Consider the following 23,054-nt stretch of genomic DNA (forward strand, 5'->3'; position numbering starts at 1 on the left):
CCCTCACCCCCGCTTTATTCAAATCTGAAGTATGTTCGGGCATTCTCATAACAAATACCTTCGATAAGCTTGTCAAGCATTTCCCGTTCATCAGGCACTTCTCCGCGCTCCACCCATTCACCGATGAGATTACAGAGAATTCTGCGGAAATATTCATGCCGCGTATAGGACAAGAAGCTTCTGGAATCCGTCAGCATGCCTACGAATCGTCCCAGCATGCCCAAGCTCGCCAACGTGTTCAGTTGGTTCAGCATGCCGTCTTTCGTATCGTTGAACCACCATGCGGAGCCCAGCTGCATTTTGCCCGGAATCCCGTCGCCTTGAAAACTGCCGATGATGGAAGCCAACACCTCGTTATCTCTGGCATTAAGCGAGTAGACAATCGTTCGGGGCAGGGCGTGATCCCGCTCCATCGCGTCCAACAAGCCCACAAGCGGTGCGGCAACCGGAGCGTCGTTAATGGTATCAAATCCCGCATCCGGCCCGAGCTGACTGAACATACGCGAATTGTTGTTTCGGTGCGCGTTCATATGGAACTGCATGCTCCAGCCGTGGGCAGCGTACTTTCCGCCCAGAAACACGAGCGTTTGCGTCTTGTACTTGATCTCATCCTCTAATGTTAGTTCTTCCCCTTGCAAGGCTCTGGCAAAAATATCGGCGACTTCTTGAACCGCAGCTTCCTCATAAGGGAGAAAGTCCAATCCATGATCCGAGATTCTGCACCCCTGCTGATGGAAAAACTCGATGCGGGATGCCAGCGCGCTGAGCAATGCGTCATATGTGTCAATCGGAGCTCCCGTCACTTCCTCCAGTTTCTTCAGATACTTAGGAAACGTGGCTTTGCGAATGTCCAGATATTTATCCGGACGATAGGTCGGCAGCACTTGAAAGTCCTGAACTTCCTCGCGCAACTTCATATGGTACTCCAAGGAATCGGAGGGATCATCGGTTGTGCAAATCACTTCTACATTCGATCTGCGGATGAAATCCCGCGCGGCAAAGCCTTCTCCCTGTAACAAAGCGTTCGCTGTGTCCCAGATGTGCTTGGCATTTCCCTCATGAATGAGTTCATCAATTCCGAACATCCGGCGTAATTCCAGATGAGACCAGTGATAAAGCGGATTTCCAATCATCATCGGGAGCGTGCGTGTCCAAGCGAGAAACCTGTCATAATCTTGTACACCCTCGCCGCCCGTGACCAGCTCTTCCGCTTCTCCATTGGCGCGCATCGCTCTCCATTTGTAATGATCCCCGTACAGCCATACTTCCGCCAGGTTCGTATATCGTTTATTCTCGTAAATTTCCTTAGGATCCAAGTGGCAATGATAGTCTATGATCGGCATATGGGCAGCCACTTCGTGATATAAACTTACCGCCGTCTTGTTCATCAGCATAAAATCCGCGTCCATAAACGTTCTCAAATTGATCTCTCCTTTTTTTATCCCTATTTTGCCAATATAACATGATCGTCCGACTTGTGAAACCGTTAACTTATCCGAAGGAGTTCCTGTACTCTTTGGGCGATACCCCTTCCGCTTTGCGAAACACTTTAATGAAGTAGCTGGCTTGCGAGAAGCCTGCCGCGAGAGCAACCTCCCCTACCCTCATTCGGGTGGAGACCAGCAGCCCCTTGGCCGCGGCCAGTCTGCATCCGGTAAGATGCTGAAGCGGGGTACGACCAACGATATCGCTGAACAGCCTCAGAAAATGAAACTCGCTGTAGCCAGACAACTCCGCCATTTGCTTTAGCGTCCAAGGCTCATGGCAACGCTCCCGCACGGTGTCCGCCACGGCGCGAATGGAATCGGCTTGTCCGGGAAGGAACGGATCTTCGGGATTTCGGTAGTTCAGTGTCAGCTCCGCCAACAGCTCATAGAGCAAAGCGGACATCCTTGGCTCCGATCGGGTATGAAACGCCTTGGCCAAAGCGTACATCTCCTCTGTAATGGAAATCAATCGTTCCCGGTCTTCAAAGCTGAACCGCCAGCCTGACATTCCTTCCCCTCTGCGCAACAATCCGAACGGGAGCGCCGCCTCCAGATGAATCCACCTTACATCCCAAGGATCCTGAGGATCTGTGCCGTAGTGTTGAAAGGCGTCTTTAGGGTAGAGAAAGCCGTCCCCGGCCTTAAGCGGAACGGATTCGTTGTCTAACATCATGTACCCTTTTCCCTCAAAAACAAGATGAATATTGTAATAAGCAAGCGCCCCCGCCTCCCTCCGCTCCGCGTGTTCCGGAAAATGGTTATACCGCCCCATGGAGACAGGGTAGCATACAAGACTTTCAGACACCGGCGAGGTCAAAAAATAGTTCGTCTTCACTCTGGTTTCCCACCCTTCTGTTTCATTCGCATAGCAAGAAAGTGTTATTTTCCGCAAATATATACTATATACACTTTATAACACAGATTTTAAAATGAACAGTAGAAGAACTTATCGCAATAATATTCTATTTATTTACTGGAGGCGCTAACATGAACCATCCTGACGCACTAAAACCTTTTCGTCTAGGCGTATGTTATTATCCTGAACATTGGGAGGAAACGTTGTGGGAAGATGATTATCGGAGGATGCGTGAAATGGGGCTTACCGTCATTCGCGTCGGCGAGTTTGCCTGGTCCCTGTTTGAACCTGAGGAAGGTGTATTTCAGTTCGAACTGTTCGACCGCGCTATAGACGCGGCTCATCGACATGGCCTGAAAGTTATTCTCGGTACACCGACTGCCACACCGCCCGCATGGTTGACGCATAAATATCCGGAAGTGCTTAATGTAACACACGAAGGGGTTACTCTTCAGCATGGCATGCGCCGGCATTACAACTATAGCTCCCCTAAATACAAGGAGCTTTGTGCCATCATAACCCGCCGGATGGCGCAACAATACCATGATCATCCCGCAGTTATCGGCTGGCAAATCGATAATGAACTGAATTGCGAGACAAGCCGATTCTATGCCGATGCCGATCATCTCGCTTTCCGAAGCTGGGTTCGCGAGAAGTACCAGACGCTGGATCGACTGAATGCCGCTTGGGGCACCGTATTCTGGAGCCAGACCTACACGGATTGGGAGCAGATTTTCCTGCCTCGTCCGACAACCGCCGGTTATCAGCCTAACCCGCATTTGGCGCTGGATGAGAAGCGTTTTATATCCGATAACACGATTGCCTTCGCCAAGATTCAAGGGGATATTCTTCGTGAGGTTGCGCCCAGTCACTGGGTCACGACCAATGGTTTGTTCCAACATCTGGATAACCATCGGATGACCGATGATCTGCTGGATTTCTACAGCTATGACTCCTATCCGCAATTCTCGACCATCTTCTTGGATCCCGCGGAAGAAGATGCACTTGCGGACCGGAGCAGCTCGCTGAACCTTTCGGCCGTGCGCTCGATCTCGCCTAACTTCTGTATCATGGAGCAGCAATCCGGCGGCGGCGGTTGGGTAAACCGGATTGATATGCCGATGCCAAAGCCGGGACAGATGCGATTGTGGACCTATCAATCGATAGCGCATGGCGCGGATCTGGTACTCTATTTCCGTTGGCGCACCGCTACAGTCGGTCACGAAATTTACTGGCATGGCATCAACGATTACCACAATCTACCGAATCGCAGAGTCCGGGAAGCATCGGACATTGGCGCTGAGCTAGCCCGGGTCGGCGTGAGCATCGCGGGTTCCCGGGTGCGTGCCGATATCGCCATCCTCCGGGATTATGATAATGAATGGGACGGCGAATATGATGTTTGGCACGGACCTTTCCAGTGGAAAAGCGGGAAAGAATGGTTTAAAGCTTTGCAGAAGCGCCATATTCCGAACGATGTTTTGTATCTGCGTGAAGGTACATCCTTAGAGGAGCTGCAACGCTACAGTGTGCTTGTCTATCCGCATCCGGCCATCTTGCGGGATGAAACGGCCGCTTTGCTCGAAGCTTATGTGAAGAGCGGCGGCAAAGTGATCTTCGGTTGCCGTACGGGTTACAAGAACGAGCACGGTCACTGCTATATGCGTCCGTTCCCGGGCGCGGCGGCGAATCTGTGCGGGATTACTGTGGAAGAATTCACGAAGGTGATGGGTACGCGCAAGCCCACCTCCATGCAATGGGGAGAGGATTCGGATGCTCTGACACTGGCGCCGGATTTCAACGATATTCTGGAGGTGGCGCCGGACAGCGCGACTGTCACCGTCGTAGCGACTTATGCGACGGATTATTATGCAGGCAAGCCAGCCGTTACGCGGAACGCGTTCGGGCAAGGCGAAGCATGGTACTTCGGCGCCGTGTTTACGGCAGCCGCAGCCGGGCGCGTCATCGACGCGCTTGGGCTGCAATCGCCGTCGGCGGCTTGGTTGCAGCTTCCGCCTAGCGTGGAGCTGATTGTTCGCGAGGGCGAGGCCGGCACGCTGCACTTCCTGCTGAATTACAGCGAGGAAGCCGCTGTCATTCAGGTGTCGGGCGAACGGACCGAGCTGCTTTCCGATACGCCGTTGTCAGGCGATGTCACCCTCCCGGGCTACGGGGTTATGATCCTTAAGGAGAAATAACAAGAAGTTTTTACTAATGTGTAGTTCTGGTAAAAACAGCGCAAGATCAATGTGATCTTGCGCTGTTTACGTTGTTCTTCTTTACTGATGTACGCCGGGTTTTCGACCAGGTAAACACGGCCAATGATAGCCAAATGCATGTAAAAGCCGCTAAATGGGTGTCCGTGAAGTTTTCCTTGTAGAGAAACACCCCTAGAATTAAACTGATCGTAGGAGCCAAATACTGCAGGAATCCGATTAATGTGAGCGAAATCCGTTGAGCTCCCATCGCGAACAGCAGAAGCGGAATTGCGGTCACCGCTCCGGAGCCAATAATCAGAGGCAGCGAAACCGCAACCGATTCGCCGACGCTGAGTGTCCCTTTCACCAACAGGTACACCAGATAACCCAGGGCGAACGGCATGACGAACAGTGTTTCAAAGGTGAGACCCACGATGGAATCCATGCGAGTCAGCTTCTTGGCCAGACCGTATAACCCGAACGATAACGCCAAAGAGAGCGCAACCCAAGGAAATTGTCCGAGATTTAACGTCATCACCAGCACCCCTGCCCCGGCAAGCGCGAAGGCACACCATTGCAAGCTGCTCAACCTCTCCCGCAGTACGGCCAAACCTAATAACACGCTGACCAAGGGGTTGATATAATACCCCATGCTCGCTTCAATTAAATGTCCGGAATTGACGGCCCATATGTAAATATACCAGTTCCCGCTAATCAATAAACTCGCAACCGCCAGCGGCACGGCTCGCTTGGGTTCCTTACGAAGGACGCGAAGCTGCGCTTTAAACTCCTCTCGCCTCCCTGTAACCGACAATACGATTAACATAAAGATGAACGCCCAGAATACGCGTTGTGCCAAAATTTGGTCGGAAGAAATGTTGTCCAGCCATTTCCAATAGATCGGGAGCAAGCCCCAAATGAAATACGATAATGCTGAGTAACCTATACCTTTTTGTTGTTCTGTCATCATTATTATCCCCTGGTCAAAAAAATAGTTTCGTCGGCAACCCTTACCTATGTATTCTACGCCTGCCCCCTCATTCTGGCAATCCGTTTCCCGGTTCACGTTGTCACTGCGGACACTTCTGTCACCCTGAAATCATGGATGTCTTTCGAAAGATTTAGCAACCGCAACTTCAAAGGGAGGGCTGATGAACGCGATGAGACTTGCTACCAAGACCCGGCTGGAGTACCTGCAACAATTAATTCAATCGATGGGCAATAGCCCTGAACAGCGGGAAGCGATTCATATTCTAGAATCCCTTCATAAAGATATTGAAGAAAACTATGCTGAAATATGGATTGAAGGTTGATGACTTTTAAATCTCCCCATTGGTTATATTAGGAATATCCTATTATAGAAAAGGAAGCGATTTACCATTGTCTATGAATTCAACCTTTGACGCATTTCCGCAATTTCCGGAGTCTTACTGGTTAAACGCTTCACCCCTGCAGGAATTCCCTAAGCTACAGGAGAATATTCAGGCGGATGTAGTGATTGTCGGCGCCGGGATTACAGGTATTACGACCGCTTATTTACTGGCCAATCGGGGCGTTAAAGTCGCTTTAATTGAAGCCGGGCGTATCCTTCATGGCACAACCGGTCATACGACCGCCAAAATCACCGCTCAGCACGATCTGATCTACGATGAATACATCTCCCATTTTGGACAAGAGAAATCCAAACTTTACTACGAAGCTAATAACGAAGCTCTGCAATGGATCGAAGGTATAGTGCGGGAACATCAGATTGACTGTCAGTTTCAGGTGGAAGACGCCTACGTGTATACGGAGCAAGACTCCTATCTGAAGAAGATAGAGAAGGAATTTAAAGCCTACGAGTTATTGGGCATTCCCCGCCGTTATGAGCAACAAACCCCGCTGCCTTTCGAGACCAAAGCGGCTGTCGTGATGGAAAAGCAGGCTCAATTCGACCCGGTTCCCTTTCTGACTCATCTCGTTCAGCACATTCAGAGACTTGGCGGTCAGATTTATGAGAATACCACGGTCACGGATGTGGACAAAGGGCCACAACCCTCCGTGCACACGAAAGACGGCTTTACCGTGAAATGCGGTCATACGGTTGTGGCTTCCCACTTTCCGTTTAATGACATGAACGGCTTTTACTTCGCCAAGCTTCACGCGGAGCGCTCTTACATCCTGGCGGTCAAGACGGCGAAGCCTTACCCCGGCGGGATGTACATCAGCGCCGAAACCCCAAAACGGACACTTCGTTCGGTGCAAATTCACGGGGAGTCCGCCGTTATTATCGGTGGCGAAGGCCATAAAACCGGTGAGGGCATATGCACGTTTCAATACTATGAAGCTTTAGAGAAATTCAGCAGAGATACGTTTGGCGTCCATGAAATTCCTTATCGCTGGTCTGCGCAGGATCTTTACTCGCTGGACAAAATGCCCTATATCGGTCGCATGCTGGACGGGCATCCCAATATTCTTGTGGCTACCGGTTACAAAAAGTGGGGCATGACGACAAGCGTCGTTTCCGCGTTGCTCAATACGAAGCTGATTATGGGCGAAGAAACGCCTTATGAGGAGCTCTTCACGCCGAAACGGTTCCATGCCGATCCGGATATTAAAACCTTTGTCACCGAAGCCGTTAGCGTCGCGGGACATCTTGTGGCGGGTAAATTGGAGATTACACATAAAGACCCCGAAGAGTTGAAACCGGACGAAGGATCGGTTGTCAGAATTCGCGGCCGCAGAGCAGGCGCATATCGGGATGCGCAAGGAGCGCTTCATCTGGTGGATACGACCTGTACGCATATGGGTTGTGAAGTAGGCTGGAATGAGGCCGAGCGATCCTGGGATTGTCCTTGTCACGGTTCAAGATACACTTACGACGGTGAAGTAATTGAAGGCCCCGCTATGAAAGCTTTAGGTAAAGTGGAGCTTTAATCAAATTAAGAAAGCCCCGGGCAGAAGGAATATCCTTCCGCTTGGGGCTTTTCATTTACATAGAAAGATATGCGGCCGGAATAGGTGGGTTGTGTGCAAAATCTGTCGTAAACTATTGGGTTTCTCACCCCATGAATTGACATTTTTCCCGCGGCACTTCAGGTATAATATTTTTTATCGCTTCATTACTTTACATAGGGAGGAAGATTAATCGCATGAATCCTGACAAGTTGTTGCACATTGAAGCCGCGTGTTTAAACCCGCAAGACGCCATCCTGTTTCGTTTATATTTGGAGGGTGTCGAAATTCATGAAATGATTTACTTAAAGAGTATATCCCTGGACCCGGTTAATCGGATCCTTAAAATCAGCAATGCTTCCGGACGAACTCGCGAACTTACGGTCAGCGCCAAATGCGTTGCATTATATCAAAAAGCTCTGCACCAAGCCTATTATATTTCGGAGACCCGCACGGAAATGATTCCTCTGATGAAATCCGCCTTCTTATTGAAAGCGAGTATATACGATTATAAAGCGCTCGAAGGGAATCTGGAGGACATGGATGCCGTCATTCTTCGGACCATTGACCGCAGGCTCCATGATCTGTCTCAGATTCATTCCTATCCAGAGTTAACTTACCTTCCTTCAGGTTTACAGATGTTACAACAAACGGTATAAGTGTTCAAAGCCCCTGCTTCAGGGGCTTTTTCGTTATGTAGAGCGCACCGCATAATGCCGAAGAATCCAATATCTTACACTGGACAGAAGAATGCCCATACTGATTCCGGAAATGGTGGAAACAACGATAATACCAATCGTATTGGTGCTAGCCGTGAACGTGAGTTTCAAGGCTACAGTGATTATCGTGATTAACATGACCAGCAGCCAGTATCGGAGCTTCGTGTGAGGCCTCTGTCTGTCGGAAGCCGTTGTAAGCTTGGTGCGTTTAAGGAGATTGATGAGAAACCAAGCTTCCAGCGTTAAACCGATCAATGACAGGGTATGCTGTAGTAACTTGTACACGGGGAAGCCGGCTATGGTCTGCTGTAGAAAGCTGTATTTAGTAACAAAAGATCCGGATTTATGGGTAAACGCATCTAGTCCTATATGGGAGTAGAAACCTATCACAACGCAGATGAGAAATACAAAAGCAGCTTTCAGATTGCCGAATTTCCGATGTTCATTCATCTTGATCCATTGGCGTGTTTTGAGATCTGTATTGTATAAGGAAGGTAAATGTTCAGCTAACGGAATCTTGATGATGTAATGAAACAAGCATGCAAACAGGATGCTTAACGGAATACCTTGGAACAGAAGCCCTGTGGCAGAGTGACCAATGGACTGGAACGGCTCCAGAGCTATGAAATATTCATAATCGGGCGACATACTGCCCAGAATAAGACCTGTTAAGCTTATGTAACTCGGCTGCAGCCATTTGAGCGGCGCAATGTATAGAGGGTGTGCAAACGTAAAGGGCATAATCTTTCCTTTCTAGCAACGAATTGTATCCATGATAACATATTGAGGAGCCGCAATCTCCAACCCATCTGACTACACTTCACTTCGGTTGACAAAAGGGTCCGGGGAATTTAAAATTATAGAATTGTACTTATTTAGGAAGGAAGTATGCACTATGACCGAGCAAAGCAACTATCAAATTCTGCTTTATTATAAATTTGTCAACATTCCCGATGCTGAACAATATGCCGCGGATCATCTCGCCTTCTGCAAGGAATTACAGCTGAAGGGCCGCATCCTGATTGCCGACGAGGGCATCAACGGCACGGTTTCGGGAACTCTTGAGCAGACAGAGCAATATATGCGGGACATGCATGCCAATCCCCTGTTTGCCGATATGGTATTTAAAGTGGATCCGTCGGAAGGCCATGCGTTCCAGAAAATATTCGTTCGCTACAAGAAAGAACTTGTCACGTTGCGTTATGAAGAACCGCTGGATCCTAACGCGCTCAGCGGACACCGGTTAAAGCCTAAAGAATTTCATGATTATCTGCTGAGGGATGATGTCATTGTGCTGGATGGCCGGAATGATTATGAATATGATCTTGGTCATTTCCGCAATGCCATTCGACCGGATGTTGAGACTTTTAAAGAGTTCCCTCAATGGATCAGAGAACATATGGATGACTTCAAGGATAAGACCGTTCTAACCTATTGCACGGGCGGAATACGTTGTGAGAAGCTGACAGGCGTCCTGTTGAACGAAGGCTTTAAAGATGTATACCAGCTTGACGGCGGCATTGTCACATACGGCAAAGACGAGGAAGTGAAAGGCCGGTTGTTCGACGGCAAATGCTATGTGTTCGACGAGCGCATTTCCGTGCCGATCAACCGCACGGATGAGGACATTGTCGTAGGTAAGTGCTACCATTGCCACAAGCCTGCCGATCATTACATCAATTGCGGCGATGACACTTGTCACCGTCAGCACATCGTCTGTGAAGAGTGCGCGGAATCGCATGAAGGCTTCTGTTCCCCGGAATGCCAAGAGCACGAAATGCAACGTATTACACAAGGTTAGGTTCATAGGATTCGGGAAGCTGTGCGATCTTCATCGTACAGCTTCTTTTTTTCTGCGTAGACAGAATTCCTCTCCATCAAGTACTATGGAATCCAATCCTCCGTGAAAGGAATGTGATGGCGTTGGCATCTGTATTTAGGGGAAGTCCCTCCTTGCGCACTAAATTTATACTGATCCTGCTGATGGTTGTCACTTTGCCGTTTGCTTTGAGCGGTATGTTGACTTATCGGAAATACATCGGCGATGTGGAAGGGAAAACCAAAGTATTTACGCATCAGATTGTGGACCAGATGAGGTTGAACCTGGATCGTTATGTTCATGATATTGATCGTTTAACGGTACTTCCGTTCTACAACAACCAAGTTATGCAAACGCTTTATCGACATGACCGCAAGCCGGGTCCCGCTCCTTACATCTCTGCTGAGGAATCCGGGATCATGAACCTGTTTATCTCCGCGCTGACCATCGACCGGCCCGAGATCAGAAGTATCACGATGTTCGCGAACGACGGGAGTTTATTTACGAATCTGAATCACACCGTGGAGCCGCGATGGTCACCTGAAGAAGAGATATGGGTCAAATCCGTTATGGCGGCTGAAGGCGCGCTGGTGATTCTCCCTCCGCACAAGACCGGCTATTATTACGACGCCCCCGCTCAAGAAGTGGTATCTTTAGCCCGATTAATTCGGGATCCCAACACAAAGCGCCATCTGGGTATGATAAAGGTGGATTTAAAAACGGACGGATTTAAAGAGATGATATCCGTTATGAATTACAGGCCCTCCAATCATATTTTTATTCTGGACGGGAATAACCGGCTCTTATATCCTCTGACCGCCCAAGGGACCGCGCTGCCTGATTTCTCCGGCACAGATGAGACAGTGCGGTACGGGAAAGAACACTATGTAATCTCTTCCGTTACTTCCGGGGAAACCGGGATTACGGTCGCAGGGTTAAGTCCGGTTATCGAACTTCGGTCCGGCGCGCGCGAATTGACAGCGTATACTGCTCTTATTTCACTCGTTGCCCTGATTCTGGCGTATATTCTTTCGGTTGTCATGGCGGACAGGCTGGTCAAACCGATTAAATACCTGTTATTTACGATGCGAAAAGTACAACGAGGTTCATTGGAAGTCAGATCCACCATACAGAACGATGATGAAATCGGTCAGTTATCAGCGGCCTTTAATAAAATGTTGGATGAGGTACAGCGGCTCGTACGAGAAGTATTCGAGACTAAACTTCGCGAGCGGGATGCCGAACTCTCCGCCTTGCAAAGTCAGATGAATCCTCATTTCATGTATAACACGTTAGAAACGATGAATATGATGGCCCTCGGCCGTAACCACTACGAGCTCTCTGAAGTGATTCATTCCCTTGGCAACATGCTGCGTTATACCGTGGACCGGGAAGTAAGAACGGTTCGGATGCGCGATGAATTGGAGTTTGTAGAGTCTTATGTGGACATCCAAAGTCAACGGCTTGGAGCCCGGCTTCGCTTTCAGATGAACGTGGATTCATCACTGGAAAAGTGCGTCGTACCTAAACTGATCCTCCAACCATTCGTTGAAAATGTCATAGAACACGGTCTTCCCGAACACGGTTCCATCGAGCTAATCGTATCAGCACAGGTGCTGGATGAAGGATTATTCATTGACGTGGAAGATGACGGGATCGGCATCCCCGAAGAGATTATACAGAAGTTGGAGGATCTGATGTATTCCGAGCGGTGGATTCGAACCGAACAGGAACGCTACGGGGATCAGCGTAAAGGCTATGCTTTACGCAATGTGCATCAACGAATTCAGATTTTGTACGGAACACAATACGGAGTCAAAGTAAGTCACAATAGGACGCGGGGAAGCAGATTTACTCTTCACCTGCCCTTTGTCTGGGAGGAAAACGTATGTTAGAGGTCATGATTGTAGAGGATGAAATGAAAATCAGGGAAGGGATTCGCAAGGTGGTGGAATGTGTCGAAGGTTATAAAGTCACGGCCGAAGCGAGCGACGGAGCATCTGCTTTAAATCAGATTCGAGGCGGGATCTCTGCGGATTTGCTGATCAGCGACATTCGAATGGAAGGCATGAGCGGACTCGAGATGATTAAAGAAATTCGGGAAACCGGTTTGAATCTGCGTGTTCTGATTATTAGCGGCTACGGTGATTTTCAATATGCCAGGCTCGCGCTTCGGTACGGTGTTGCCGATTATTTGTTGAAGCCCGTCAACCATATTGAACTCACCCAGTTTCTGATGAATTACAAGAAGGAAAGAACATCGCAACTGCCCGTCCCCTCCTCCGCATCTGAGGAAAATCAGGGCCTGGGTCATGAACGGAAGATCATTAAAGAAGTCAAAGCGATGATTCAACAAAAACTGGCTGAGGAGATAACCTTACGTTCCGTAGCCGATCAAGTTTTCCTCAATCCGAAGTATCTCTCGGTCTTGTTCAAATCCGAGACAGGTACGAATTTCTCCGATTATGTGGAGGCATGCCGAATGGAGAAAGCCAAGAAACTCATAAGGGATACCCACTTAAAGGTATATGAAATCGCGGGGATGTGCGGCTACAATAATCCCAAGCATTTCATGGTTGTGTTTAAACAGCAAACCGGAATGACTCCCTCCGAATATCGGGATTTTAAGTAAAATATATGGAGAATGGAAACCTTTTCTGACTTATGCATGGTTTATTCAAACCTCGAAGTTCCCCTATAATTAAGGACGAAAGCGCTTTCCAATACCAAAAAGATAAAGGGGAATCGAGCATGAAAAAAGCATGGATCACTAGTTTGGCACTGACGTTAATGCTTACTTCCGTTGTAGGCTGTTCATCCGGCAACAACACCAACGTTGCCAAGACGAATGCCAATCCGTCCGCTAACGGCAACACCGCCAAAGAAGTAAAATTGAAGTTCAGCATCTGGGGCAACGAAACCCATGCCGAGATGTATCAGGGTATGGCGGAAACGTTCAAGGAAACACATCCTAATGTTTCTGTGGAAATCATGAGTATTCCGCTCACCGATTACCAGCAGAAATTATCTATTATGTCCGCCTCCAAGACGGCTCCTGATCTTGGCTGGGTAGCGGAACGGATGATCCCCCAGTTTATCTCGGCTAATCAGATTATCGATATCTCGGAAGTGAAATCCGACGCGGAGTATAACTTCAATGATTTCAATCCCGTATCCTATGAGTTATTTGATCAAGAAGGTAAACTGTACGGAATTCCGTTCTCTACACCGCCGGCTATGATTTTCTACAACAAATCGCTGTTCCAAGCCAAGGGATTGAAGACGCCGACCGAATTATACAAAGAAGGCAAGTGGACTTACGAAGAATTCTCTAAAGCGGCCAAAGAGCTTACGGATCCTTCCAAAGGAGTCTATGGCGCTAAACTGTTCCGTGAATCCAAGAACTGGTCCGATGCCATTGTTCCGTTGGTCTGGTCCCATGGTGCCGATCTGTTTAATGAAGAAGGTAACCGTTTCGCGATGAACACACCTGAAGGCTTACAAGCCTTGCAGTTGTTCGATGATTTGATGTTCAAGGACGAATCCCATGTGAAGCCGGGGGATCAGACGACGTTCGAATCCGGGAAGCTTGCGATGTTCCAGGACCGCTACAGTAATGTGACCAAAGCAAGGGCCATTCAGGATTTCGAATGGGATATCGCACCTATGCCGTCCGGTCCTAAAGGAACCGTTACATCCCTTGGACTTGCAGGGTACTCCGTCTTCGAAGGCACGAAGCATGCCGAAGAAGCACTGGCATTCCTGAAATTCATATCCAACCAGGAAAACATGAGCACAACCGCTAAATATTTCGTTCCTTCCCGTACCGCTGTATTGAACTCTGACGCATTCATGAAATCCGATCCGAAGCCGTCAGCGGAAAGTATCAAGCTTGCTGTAATCGATCAGATGACAAACGCTAAGTTCAGTCCTGCCCATAAGAATTGGCAAAAAATCGACTCCGAGATGCAGATCATGTTTGATTTGCTCTACACCCGCACCGAAAGTGTAGATCAGGTACTTAAACGTATGGAAGAACATATTGATCCGTTAACCAAATAATAATCGTCATTCGCCAAGAGGACTCTTGGCGAATTTCATTCAAGGAGTTGATGAAACATGAAATCTTGGGCAGGCAGCGCTCCTTCCGTGTCCGTACCCGCTCCGCCGGTTAAGAAGCGGGGTCGTTTATCCCGGCGCAACATGTGGTTTGCATATCTCTTTATCTCACCTATGGTCATCGGTTATACGCTATTCTTGCTCTTCCCCATCGTGACCGCTTTCTACATGAGTTTTACGAATTGGTCGTTTACTACGGAGCTTGCTTTCGTGGGTCTGGATAATTATAAGCGGGCATTAACCTCGGATCCGGTTTTCTGGAAAACGGTCGGAAACACGTTGTACTTCTCCGCCGGTTTGGTTCCGCTAAATATACTGCTGGCCTTATCCTTAGCGTTAGTTCTGAAACGGAATCTACCCGGAATCGGCTTGTTCCGCACCGCAATATTCACACCTGTCGTTACTTCCATTGTAGTCTGGGCGATTGTCTGGAAATATATTTTTGCTACGGACGGCGGGTTAATGAATCAATTGTTACAGGTGTTTGGATTCGATCCCATTCCTTGGATGTACACCACGAGTTTGGTCATGCCCATTGTAATCGTCATTAGTGTACTGAAGAATGTCGGTTTAAATATGATTATTTTCCTGGCCGCGCTCCAGGATGTGCCCGCACTCTATTATGAAGCGGCCAAGATCGACGGCGCCGGGCGGGTACGTACCTTCTTTAACGTTACTTTACCGCTCATTACACCTTCTGTATTTCTGACGACGATCATTACGGTCATTGGTTCACTGAAAATCTTTGGCCAAATTTATATTATGACCGGAGGCGGACCCGGAACAAGCACGTACGTCCTGGTCTATTACATTTATCAGCAGGCTTTCAAATTGTTTGAATTCGGTTACGCGTCCGCCATCGCCTTTATCTTATTCTTCTTTATTCTTTTACTGACGATCTTGCAATGGCAGATGAAGAAAAGGTGGGTTCACTATGAAGAATAAATCCGGACGTCTCGGGTTCTTGCTCAAAAACGGACCGAGCTACATCTTTCTGACTTTGATTTCGTTGTTTGTCATGATCCCTTTTCTTTGGATGCTGACGACTTCCCTGAAAGACGAGACCAAGATTTTCATGTTCCCCCCTCAATGGTGGCCGGATCCTATCCGTTGGTCCAACTTTGCCGATGTGTTTCGCTTTCAGCCGTTTCATCTGTATTTGTTTAACAGCGTTTATATTGGGGTGTTGGTTACGGCCGGGACATGCCTGTTTGCGGCGATTGCGGGGTATGCTTTTGCCAAAATGGATTTTCCGTTCAAGAACGCCATCTTCCTGATCCTCTTAAGCTCCATGATGATCCCAACAGAAGTCACGGCCATTCCGCTGTTTAACTGGATGTCGCAGCTTGGTCTGGTCGACACCCACTTTCCGCTAATCGTTCCTCCGATGTTGGGGGCGGGCGGCATCTTTGGAGTATTCTTGATGAGACAATTTTTCATCACGGTGCCTAAGGACTTGAGCGAAGCCGCTGAAATCGACGGGTGCAATCCATGGACGACCTACTGGAGAATTATGTTTCCTTTGGCGAAACCTTCTCTAGCGACGCTAAGTATTTTTACGTTTCTGCACAGTTGGAATGAGTTCTTTGAACCGCTGATTTACCTGAATTCGAGCAAATTATTCACGCTGCCTCTCGCTCTCTCTTTATTCACGGACCAGAGCGGCACCCAATGGCATTTGCTCATGGCAGCATCTGTGATGGCAACCGTACCTCTCCTGCTCGTATTCTTTATCGCGCAGAAGAAATTTATTGAAGGTGTGGCTATGACCGGATTAAAATAACACTGTTAAACTACTAAAATAAACGATGAATATAACGAAAAAAGACCGACAGATCTGCGATATGATATGCAGAACTCTCGGTCTTATTCATTCTTCTAGTATTCTAACAATTTCGACAGGATCAGCGCACATTCCGCTCGCGTCGCAAATGCCTGAGGAGCGAACCTGTTGTTACCCACACCTTTCAGGAAACCAAGCCCTACTGCCTGCTGTACTGCGTCCTTGGACCAAGCGCCTATTTCAGAACTGTCCGTGAAGTTGAGCTCTGCGCTTGAGACTTTTGTGTGCTCTTGTTTCATAGCAGACGCCCGCACCAGCATTGCGGCCATCTCTTCACGGGTGACAGGATCATTTGGCGCAAATACGGTAACGCTTTTTCCATAGATGAGCCCCGCTTTCGATGCGCCCGCTACCGCTTTGGCATACCATTCGTTCGCAGACACATCGTTATAGCCGCTAGCCTCGGCCGATTCCTTCAAGTTCAAGGCGCGGACCAATAATGCCGCCAACTCCGCGCGGGTCACTATCCGATTCGGCTCATAAACATCAGTTGTTGTTCCGAAGACCATGTGCCGGGCCGCTAAATCTTGAATACTATGGAATGCCCAATGCTTGCTTGCCACATCTCCAAATGTTCTGTTCATTTCCAGCACCGCGTACTCCGAGAAATGACGAATCTCCGCCGATATCATGCCTTCCGAATTCAACTGTCCGCCGATCCATTCCAGCTTCCCATCTTCAGCAAGATGATAAATTCCAATTCGCTTGCGATTTACATTTTCTTTCACTTTAAATTGGATGACCATCGGCTTCGTGAACGTATTTAGGGAACTGATTTCCTTACCGTCCGCTCCGACAACCGACAGACGGAATTGATACACTTCAGATCCAGCTTTCCATGTTGCCTTTACTTGGGCCTCCGCAGCGTGTAGTCGATCTTCTCTTGCTTGCACATCCAGGGGCTGCATCTGCAAGAGAACCTGCATGCCAGCAGTATGATTTGCCGCAGTGAGCATGAGCTGCTTCAGAACTTCCGAAGGAACTTCCACTTGTACATTACTGTTGTTGATCTGAAGTCCCTTATCTTTAAATAAATCTAATGCGTTAGTTGGGAGCAACACGTTGTGAATGTCATCTCCAACTTTGATTGTAACATTCTCAGCATGAGAGCTTTCTCCAACAGCTTTGAGAATTTGATTCAGATTCAGTTTGGATGACTTCGAGTCTGTCCATTCTTCTACATTGTTGCTGTGTCCACCGTTATTACCACTACCTTGCCCGTTGCCGTTGCCATTACCTTGGCCATTACCTTGGCTATTACCCTGACCCTCGCCATGGCCGTTACCTTGGCCGTTACTTTGACCCTCGCCTTGGCCATTTCCTTGACCATTGCCTTGACCCTCGCCTTGGCCGTTTCCTTGGCCGTTACCTTGACCCTCGCCTTGGCCATTTCCTTGGCCTCCGGCTGAGTTTACATTCACTTTCACTTTTGCTGTCTTCAACCCATCATTAGTAATTACAGTAATCTCTGCATGCCCCGGACGAATCGGAGTCACAACGCCGATTTCACTGACCGTTGCCACATCGGGGTTGCTTGAGATCCAACTTAATTCCTTATTCGTTGCATTGTTCGGCAGAATGTTCGCGATTAAGGAATAAGGCGCATCATTTACAGATAGCTTTAATTCCTCCACATTTAACACAACTCCGGTAACCGCTACTTCCGTTCCTCCTGTATCTTCCCCTGTGCGGGTAATCATCAGTTCCATCGTCTTGGTTGCCTGCCCCGCGCGCCCTTTATCCGTATACCACGGCAGATTCAGGGTTTCCGCGGACGGTTCAATATGCGCAACGAATTTGTTCAACCCAACGGATAGCGGAATCCTCTCGATCAACACATTACCATAAGCATCCATGGCTTCCGCGGGAATCGGTTGTCCGTTCAGCGTAAAATTCACGCCATAAGGCACTTTGGCTTTCAACGTAAAATGCTCTTCATCTGTCGTATACTCGATGTTTTCATTATACGAGGTACGGGGGAGTGTAACCATTAAAGGCATATCCACCCAACGTAATACGTAATCATTCACGATCATCTTGTTACCGCCTTGATTGGCGATGGTTAATTTCATATTCGTATCGGTTGAGCTGTAAGCCCAGTTACCATAATCCTGGGTATCATTAGGTACACGGGTATGGCTGGAGAAAGCTTCTGTATTCCAGCTGCCTCGTGTGAACTTGTATTCCATCGTTTTGCCAGCCATCATCTTGAACGAGTACTCGACCACCCGGCGATCCGTCGCACCGCTTGGAACCGTCAGTTTCCAACCGGAAGCGTTCCAACCGTTAACAGTACCCGCCAGATAGATGTTGCTCGTGGTCGGCGTGTACTCCGGAATATGCAAACGAATGTTTACATCCACCAGGACAAGCTTCGGTGTTACCGATTGTTCACCTGATTCCGCTCTGTTGTAACTCTGGTCGAAGGCAGCAATCTTGTAAATATAAGACGTATCATTGCTAACGGAAAAGTCCACATACGACGCGACGCCGGATGCAACAGTGGCCACTTTGGAATACGCCGACACTCCAGAAGCTGCTTTCCTGTAAATTTCGAACCCTGAAGCTTCACCAACACCTGCGACCCACTGCAGCTGCACACGGTTGGATTCCACTTCAATGGCATTCAACACCGGTTCGGGTGGTGCTGTAACATCCGTTAGGTCCGCTAATGTAGTTACCGATTGTTCATCAGAGTTCCTGAAAGTATCCCCGTTATCTGTGGACACCTTAGCAAAATAACGGTAAACGCCAGCGACTGTAGGTTCGAATGAAGCTGTATAAATCTTCTTACCGTCGTTCGTATCCGCTTTATACCGTAACTTCGTTTCAAAAGCTAGGCTCGGCTCGGTTCCCTCCAAGTAGTAACGAATTGTGGCTAGGAGTCTGCTTGCCTCTTTCCCAGCAAGTGCACTATCATCCGTAAGACCCGGTACATCCACCGTAACCGCAATCTCAGAGGTTTTCTTGCCGAGACCGATTGTCATCTCCTCTGCCGGCGTACTGATTTCCACATGCTGAATGGCAAAAGAAGGCGTAGCTGAAACCATATCGGTCCATAAACCCTCTCCTGTTCCGATTTGAGCGGTCACAGCATAATAGTATTTGTTTCCGTTTACTACAGCATTGTCTGTATAGCTTGTTTCCGTAAGGGTTGCGATCTTCTCCACAGCGCCTCCTTCCATGGGCGCCCGATATATATTATAACGTTCGCTTCCAACAACCGGGTTCCATGTCAGATGAACCTTAGAGTTATCACCATTAGCTTGCAATCCGGCGACAGGCTCTACCATGGATAACGCTTGCTCCGAAATCATCATGAGACCGGATCTTGCAGGTACGGTAATGTTTATTTTGCCCGCGGTCACAACGCCTTGAACACTTCCGTACAACTGATCGATCAGGGTCAGACCATCCGGTAAAAATCCGGCAACGTTAGCATCGAATGTAACTTCCGAAGACGAACGATTGATGACAGTCAGCCCTGCCTTACTTTCATTTTTGCGGGCATAGGCGATCACATCGCCTTCGGCGTATGCGACTTGCAAGTCACCTGTTCTGAACACCTCGTTCTCATTACGAACAGATGCTGCCGACTGATAGGCCCGGAAAAGCTCGGCATAACGGCCTGCCCCTGCGTATTGATCCGCGGACGATTCAACACGCTCCCATGGAAAGGTTCTGCGTGAATCGGGATCTTTCGTACCCGTCAAACCTACTTCATCCCCGTAGTACACCGTCGGGGCACCAGGATAAGACATCTGGAAAATAGCCGTCAACGCTTGATCCTCCAGGGCCCGATCCGACGCCTCCCCAGGGATGGAGAGCTTCTCTTCCTCCCAATCCGGATGCTCATACTTCGTAATGGAACGCGTTGTGTCATGAGAGTCGACCAGGTTCAACATAGCCTTCCAAGCCTCATCCGGATAATTTTCACGAATACGCTCCAAGGCTTCGTGGAACTCCGCGGCGTTCCCGTTGATAATGAAATTCTGCATCGCGCCCCGGAATTGGTAATTCATGACCGAATCAAATTGATCACCAAGCAGATAATGGGTAGCCACGCCCCACTCTTCACCTAATATAATCGGATCATCGATCGCTTGACCGTTGGCATCTAGTTTGCCGGCCGTTGATTTCACGGATTCCCGGAATTTCTGCCAAGTTCCCTGTGATACGTCCGGCGCGACGTCCAGTCTCCAGCCCCGCGCACCCAGCCAATTCCAACGCTGGGAAGTCGCATTTTGCATAGACCGGTCCGCTTCTTCCGCCGTCATCCCGTCCAAATTTAATCCGATGACTTGTTCCCTGTAATCCGGATTGTTGTACTCATGCAACCCCTCAAGCGCATCCGCGTCACCTTCTTGAGGCGCTTTGGCATCGATTGCCGGCAGCGAATCATAGCCCCACCAAGCCTCGTATTTATAAATCTTACCTGTCTTGTCCCGGTCGTCCACCTTTACATTCTCTACAGTAAACCACTTGGTGAAATTAAAGTCCTCCGGGTATTGATACGGCTTGCCAGTGGCTGTGTTTGTCTTGCTCGTAAAAGCATTACGCACCTCTTGCTCAGCCTGTGCTTGAGTCGCTCCCGCATTTACTTCATCCCATACTTTGGACCAATATTCATAAGCCCCGATTTCCGGATATTTCTCATAACGGTCAAAATAAATGGAGTCATCGCCCACATGATTAAACACGCCGTCCACAATAATACGGATACCGGCAGCCCGAGCAGCCTTTGCGAAATCCGTAAACACCTGATCGGAAGCCTTGCGTGTCTCCTCATAATTTAATCCTGAAGTGGGGTCCCCGGAAACGTTGTAAATAGGCTCGCCGAACATCGGATCCAGATGTTTGTAGTCGGTCGCATCATATTTATGGTTCGACGCGGCCCATGCCAGCGGATTGAAATAGATGACCGTCACCCCGATGGATTGCAAATATTTAATTTTCTGCTGAACCCCTTGAATATCTCCCCCGTAAAACTCATTGGTCCACACACCGTCCGTTTGCGCGTCCGGATAATACGGTTTGTTTTCGGGCAAAGAACGGTCAGGTAATTCCGGAAAATCGGACCAAGTTCCCCACACTTGGGAAGGTGCAGGTTCGTTCGGTACACCCCCGTCCATATATTGCAGCGGATGCCCGCCTTTTTCCGTGAGATTCGCACCCTCCGGTTTCAACGTCCCGCGGTAGCCGTCCACCGTTTTCGCGCGATTATTTCCTTGGGAACCGTCAAAGAAACGGTCAGGAAAAATCTGATAAACGACAGCGTTCTTCATCCAATCCGGAGTCTTGAAATCCTTCTTGTACACCGTCAGATTGAACGGAATAGCCCCTTCCTCCGAGGCAACTCCCGTCCCGCCGCTCAAACCGTCATCTCCGTATTCCAACTTGCTGGCACCGTCAACCAGAATAAATTTGTACCCCCAGATTCCGATGCCCTGGAAAACCGTCTTGGGAATGATGACTTCAAAGTAATCCTGTTCTCCGACGGTCGCGGCTTTCTTCATCTCATAAGTCGAAGCCATTCCTTTACCGTCAATCAGCTCTACTTTGGCGATCTGAACGTCTTCCCGTTTGGCCGCGATGCGAAGGGTCACGTCCGAAGTCTCCTCGGCTACTGCCCCGAATGGCTTCTTAAAGGTTACCGACCGGCTGTTAAACGTGATGCCCGCTTTATCAATCTGACCGTCGGCGCCACTCTCCATGGGAATATAATCATGGACTAACTGACGTTCTGCTTGAGGTTTCGAGTAGTCCAAGGTGAACGTGACGTTTGACGGATCCAGCACATTTACCTTCAGATTAGCTCCATCCCGCGCGCCGTAATTCTCATATCCGGACCAATCGGGTCCGAACACAACTTTCGCTTCGTAGGATCCCGCGGGCAGTGTCCGTTGTAGTTTGTACAAGGTGCCGTCAAAGTGGTAATCGACGAAATATTGATTCGCCTGCGCAGGAGACCACTCCGCTTCCCCAAACACCTTCTGAACCGAACCCACTATTCGAGGATGCTTATCCTCACTTATGGAGGATAGGAATTTAGGGATTCCCGCAACCCCTTCCACGTTCGTGCGTACCTGGTTGGTTGCTTCATTCACATACAAGTTCACTTTTCCTGGTTTTGTTAATGTGAACTCATAGTTATCTCCATTGTTGGAGTATCCCTCCCAGGTGCCGGAACGAACAATTTTGAACTCGTGCTTACCCGCGGGGAGTACTTCAGAGTACGCATAATAGTCACCGGTCAAGTGACTCATTTGCGTTTGGGCAGAAGCATTATTCCAGCCTTGCCAGGAGCCTGCAATAACCCACTTGGTCTTTCCCCCGGGCTGATCCGCAAACACATCCGCTGTGGGAGCGACCTCCCCGCCGGCAGAAGGTACTGTAATCACTGAATTATTGTTGGCTGTAGCCGGGTTGGTCGGGTCGAAGAAATAAACTTCATATTTCCCCTCCTCTCTGGCGACATACTTATATTCATAATCCGCTGCCGGAAGCGGGGTTGTCGTGTAGTTGTATGTGGACTCCGTGACGCTGGTTCGGGTTAGCTCATGTTCTGTCGACCAGTTGTCAAAAGATCCTTTCACAACATACTGGGGAGAACTATGCAGAACAACTTTGCCATTCTCATCGGATCGCGCGGTTAGCGTATCGTCTGACATAGCGGTTCCGTTAAACAGGAAGCGATATGTATACTGCTCGTTCGGGGATAATCCCGTGATTTCTGCGGATAACACACCGTCCCCGTCTCCGTCGGTCATGACGTACTCTTGACTGGAACCGAAACTTCCTTGGGCTTTCACAGTAACCTCTGGCAGTTGAAATGATATGCGCTGATCCTCCGTTACCGACGTTGCAGCAAGCGGCGAACCGGCCTCAACCGAAGTCGGCAATAGCAAAGTTAAACAAATCTGGACTATCATCATAACCGAAAGAAAAGCCGCCATTCGTCTCCTGCTTGTTCCCATCCTTGTGTGCATTCATATTCCCCTTTCAAAATGGTTGTTTCAAAATCAGATATTACCTACATGATTTCGTGCAAACGATTGCATAAAACGACATAGTAACCT

General features: G+C 48.8%; 15 protein-coding genes. 10 read left to right on the forward strand and 5 right to left on the reverse strand.

Translation table 11 applies throughout. From position 1 onward, the window contains the following. Positions 1–14 precede the first annotated feature (14 nt). Together uxaC and SY83_RS21160 are read right to left on the reverse strand one after the other, a co-directional pair. Positions 15–1,421, reverse strand: coding sequence for a glucuronate isomerase (gene uxaC, locus SY83_RS21155; RefSeq protein ID WP_068610151.1), 1,407 nt, complete (start codon positions 1,419–1,421; stop codon positions 15–17). A gap of 70 nt (positions 1,422–1,491) precedes the next feature. Further along, entirely contained in the window at positions 1,492–2,322 is an 831-nt protein-coding gene (locus SY83_RS21160; protein ID WP_068610153.1) for a helix-turn-helix transcriptional regulator, read from the reverse strand. Between the two features lie 152 nt (positions 2,323–2,474). Between SY83_RS21160 and SY83_RS21165 the strand changes: the two genes are divergently transcribed. Beyond that, positions 2,475–4,541 carry a beta-galactosidase gene (locus SY83_RS21165; protein WP_068610155.1) on the forward strand — a complete coding sequence of 689 codons (2,067 nt, stop codon included), beginning with the start codon at positions 2,475–2,477 and terminating at the stop codon, positions 4,539–4,541. Positions 4,542–4,587: 46 nt separating this feature from the next. Here the strand turns inward: SY83_RS21165 and rarD are convergent, their stop codons facing one another. Next, positions 4,588–5,511 carry an EamA family transporter RarD gene (gene rarD, locus SY83_RS21170; protein WP_068610156.1) on the reverse strand — a complete coding sequence of 308 codons (924 nt, stop codon included), beginning with the start codon at positions 5,509–5,511 and terminating at the stop codon, positions 4,588–4,590. Positions 5,512–5,692: 181 nt separating this feature from the next. Here rarD and SY83_RS23175 point away from each other — a divergent pair, with 181 nt between their 5' ends. From SY83_RS23175 to SY83_RS21180, 3 genes are all read left to right on the forward strand, one after another. After that, positions 5,693–5,854, forward strand: coding sequence for a hypothetical protein (locus tag SY83_RS23175; protein ID WP_157279900.1), 162 nt, complete (start codon positions 5,693–5,695; stop codon positions 5,852–5,854). A gap of 73 nt (positions 5,855–5,927) precedes the next feature. Then, on the forward strand, positions 5,928–7,457 hold the full coding sequence (locus SY83_RS21175; protein ID WP_068610158.1) for an FAD-dependent oxidoreductase: 1,530 nt from the start codon (positions 5,928–5,930) through the stop codon (positions 7,455–7,457). A gap of 215 nt (positions 7,458–7,672) precedes the next feature. Then, positions 7,673–8,134, forward strand: coding sequence for a hypothetical protein (locus SY83_RS21180; RefSeq protein WP_068610160.1), 462 nt, complete (start codon positions 7,673–7,675; stop codon positions 8,132–8,134). Positions 8,135–8,167: 33 nt separating this feature from the next. Here the strand turns inward: SY83_RS21180 and SY83_RS21185 are convergent, their stop codons facing one another. Further along, positions 8,168–8,935 carry a DUF4184 family protein gene (locus SY83_RS21185; RefSeq protein WP_068610162.1) on the reverse strand — a complete coding sequence of 256 codons (768 nt, stop codon included), beginning with the start codon at positions 8,933–8,935 and terminating at the stop codon, positions 8,168–8,170. Positions 8,936–9,089: 154 nt separating this feature from the next. On the opposite strand from SY83_RS21185, the gene trhO reads away from it, so the two are divergent. From trhO to SY83_RS21215, 6 genes are all read left to right on the forward strand, one after another. Then, positions 9,090–9,995 carry an oxygen-dependent tRNA uridine(34) hydroxylase TrhO gene (gene trhO, locus SY83_RS21190; protein WP_068610164.1) on the forward strand — a complete coding sequence of 302 codons (906 nt, stop codon included), beginning with the start codon at positions 9,090–9,092 and terminating at the stop codon, positions 9,993–9,995. A gap of 152 nt (positions 9,996–10,147) precedes the next feature. Beyond that, positions 10,148–11,908: a cache domain-containing sensor histidine kinase gene (locus tag SY83_RS21195; protein ID WP_068610165.1), complete on the forward strand. Its 1,761-nt coding sequence runs from the start codon at positions 10,148–10,150 to the stop codon at positions 11,906–11,908. Further along, positions 11,902–12,645, forward strand: a complete 744-nt coding sequence (locus SY83_RS21200) for a response regulator transcription factor (RefSeq protein ID WP_068610167.1) — start codon at positions 11,902–11,904, stop codon at positions 12,643–12,645. Before SY83_RS21195 ends, SY83_RS21200 begins: the two co-directional genes overlap by 7 nt. A gap of 119 nt (positions 12,646–12,764) precedes the next feature. After that, a complete protein-coding gene (locus tag SY83_RS21205; RefSeq protein WP_068610169.1) occupies positions 12,765–14,075 on the forward strand; it encodes an ABC transporter substrate-binding protein in 1,311 nt (436 codons plus the stop codon). Between the two features lie 57 nt (positions 14,076–14,132). After that, entirely contained in the window at positions 14,133–15,077 is a 945-nt protein-coding gene (locus tag SY83_RS21210) for a carbohydrate ABC transporter permease (protein WP_068610171.1), read from the forward strand. Next, positions 15,067–15,915 (forward strand): carbohydrate ABC transporter permease, encoded by an 849-nt coding sequence (locus SY83_RS21215; RefSeq protein ID WP_068610172.1) that lies wholly within the window; start codon positions 15,067–15,069, stop codon positions 15,913–15,915. Before SY83_RS21210 ends, SY83_RS21215 begins: the two co-directional genes overlap by 11 nt. A gap of 95 nt (positions 15,916–16,010) precedes the next feature. Here the strand turns inward: SY83_RS21215 and SY83_RS21220 are convergent, their stop codons facing one another. Next, the gene (locus SY83_RS21220; protein WP_197479918.1) at positions 16,011–22,910 is read right to left on the reverse strand and encodes an alpha-amylase family glycosyl hydrolase; all 6,900 of its coding nucleotides are present in this window, start codon (positions 22,908–22,910) and stop codon (positions 16,011–16,013) included. Positions 22,911–23,054: the final 144 nt, after the last annotated feature.

Source organism: Paenibacillus swuensis (assembly GCF_001644605.1).
Classification (GTDB): Bacteria; Bacillota; Bacilli; order Paenibacillales; family DY6; genus Paenibacillus_N; species Paenibacillus_N swuensis.

Excerpts from the sequence above, each read along its gene's own strand:
- SY83_RS21185 (WP_068610162.1), bottom strand. The coding sequence starts at position 8,935 with ATGCCCTTTACGTTTGCACACCCTCTATACATTGCGCCGCTCAAATGG.
- SY83_RS21165 (WP_068610155.1), top strand. The coding sequence starts at position 2,475 with ATGAACCATCCTGACGCACTAAAACCTTTTCGTCTAGGCGTATGTTAT.
- SY83_RS21205 (WP_068610169.1), top strand. The coding sequence starts at position 12,765 with ATGAAAAAAGCATGGATCACTAGTTTGGCACTGACGTTAATGCTTACT.
- SY83_RS21215 (WP_068610172.1), top strand. The coding sequence starts at position 15,067 with ATGAAGAATAAATCCGGACGTCTCGGGTTCTTGCTCAAAAACGGACCG.
- SY83_RS21175 (WP_068610158.1), top strand. The coding sequence starts at position 5,928 with ATGAATTCAACCTTTGACGCATTTCCGCAATTTCCGGAGTCTTACTGG.
- SY83_RS21210 (WP_068610171.1), top strand. The coding sequence starts at position 14,133 with ATGAAATCTTGGGCAGGCAGCGCTCCTTCCGTGTCCGTACCCGCTCCG.
- SY83_RS21220 (WP_197479918.1), bottom strand. The coding sequence starts at position 22,910 with ATGATGATAGTCCAGATTTGTTTAACTTTGCTATTGCCGACTTCGGTT.
- rarD (WP_068610156.1), bottom strand. The coding sequence starts at position 5,511 with ATGATGACAGAACAACAAAAAGGTATAGGTTACTCAGCATTATCGTAT.
- SY83_RS23175 (WP_157279900.1), top strand. The coding sequence starts at position 5,693 with ATGAACGCGATGAGACTTGCTACCAAGACCCGGCTGGAGTACCTGCAA.
- trhO (WP_068610164.1), top strand. The coding sequence starts at position 9,090 with ATGACCGAGCAAAGCAACTATCAAATTCTGCTTTATTATAAATTTGTC.
- SY83_RS21180 (WP_068610160.1), top strand. The coding sequence starts at position 7,673 with ATGAATCCTGACAAGTTGTTGCACATTGAAGCCGCGTGTTTAAACCCG.
- SY83_RS21200 (WP_068610167.1), top strand. The coding sequence starts at position 11,902 with ATGTTAGAGGTCATGATTGTAGAGGATGAAATGAAAATCAGGGAAGGG.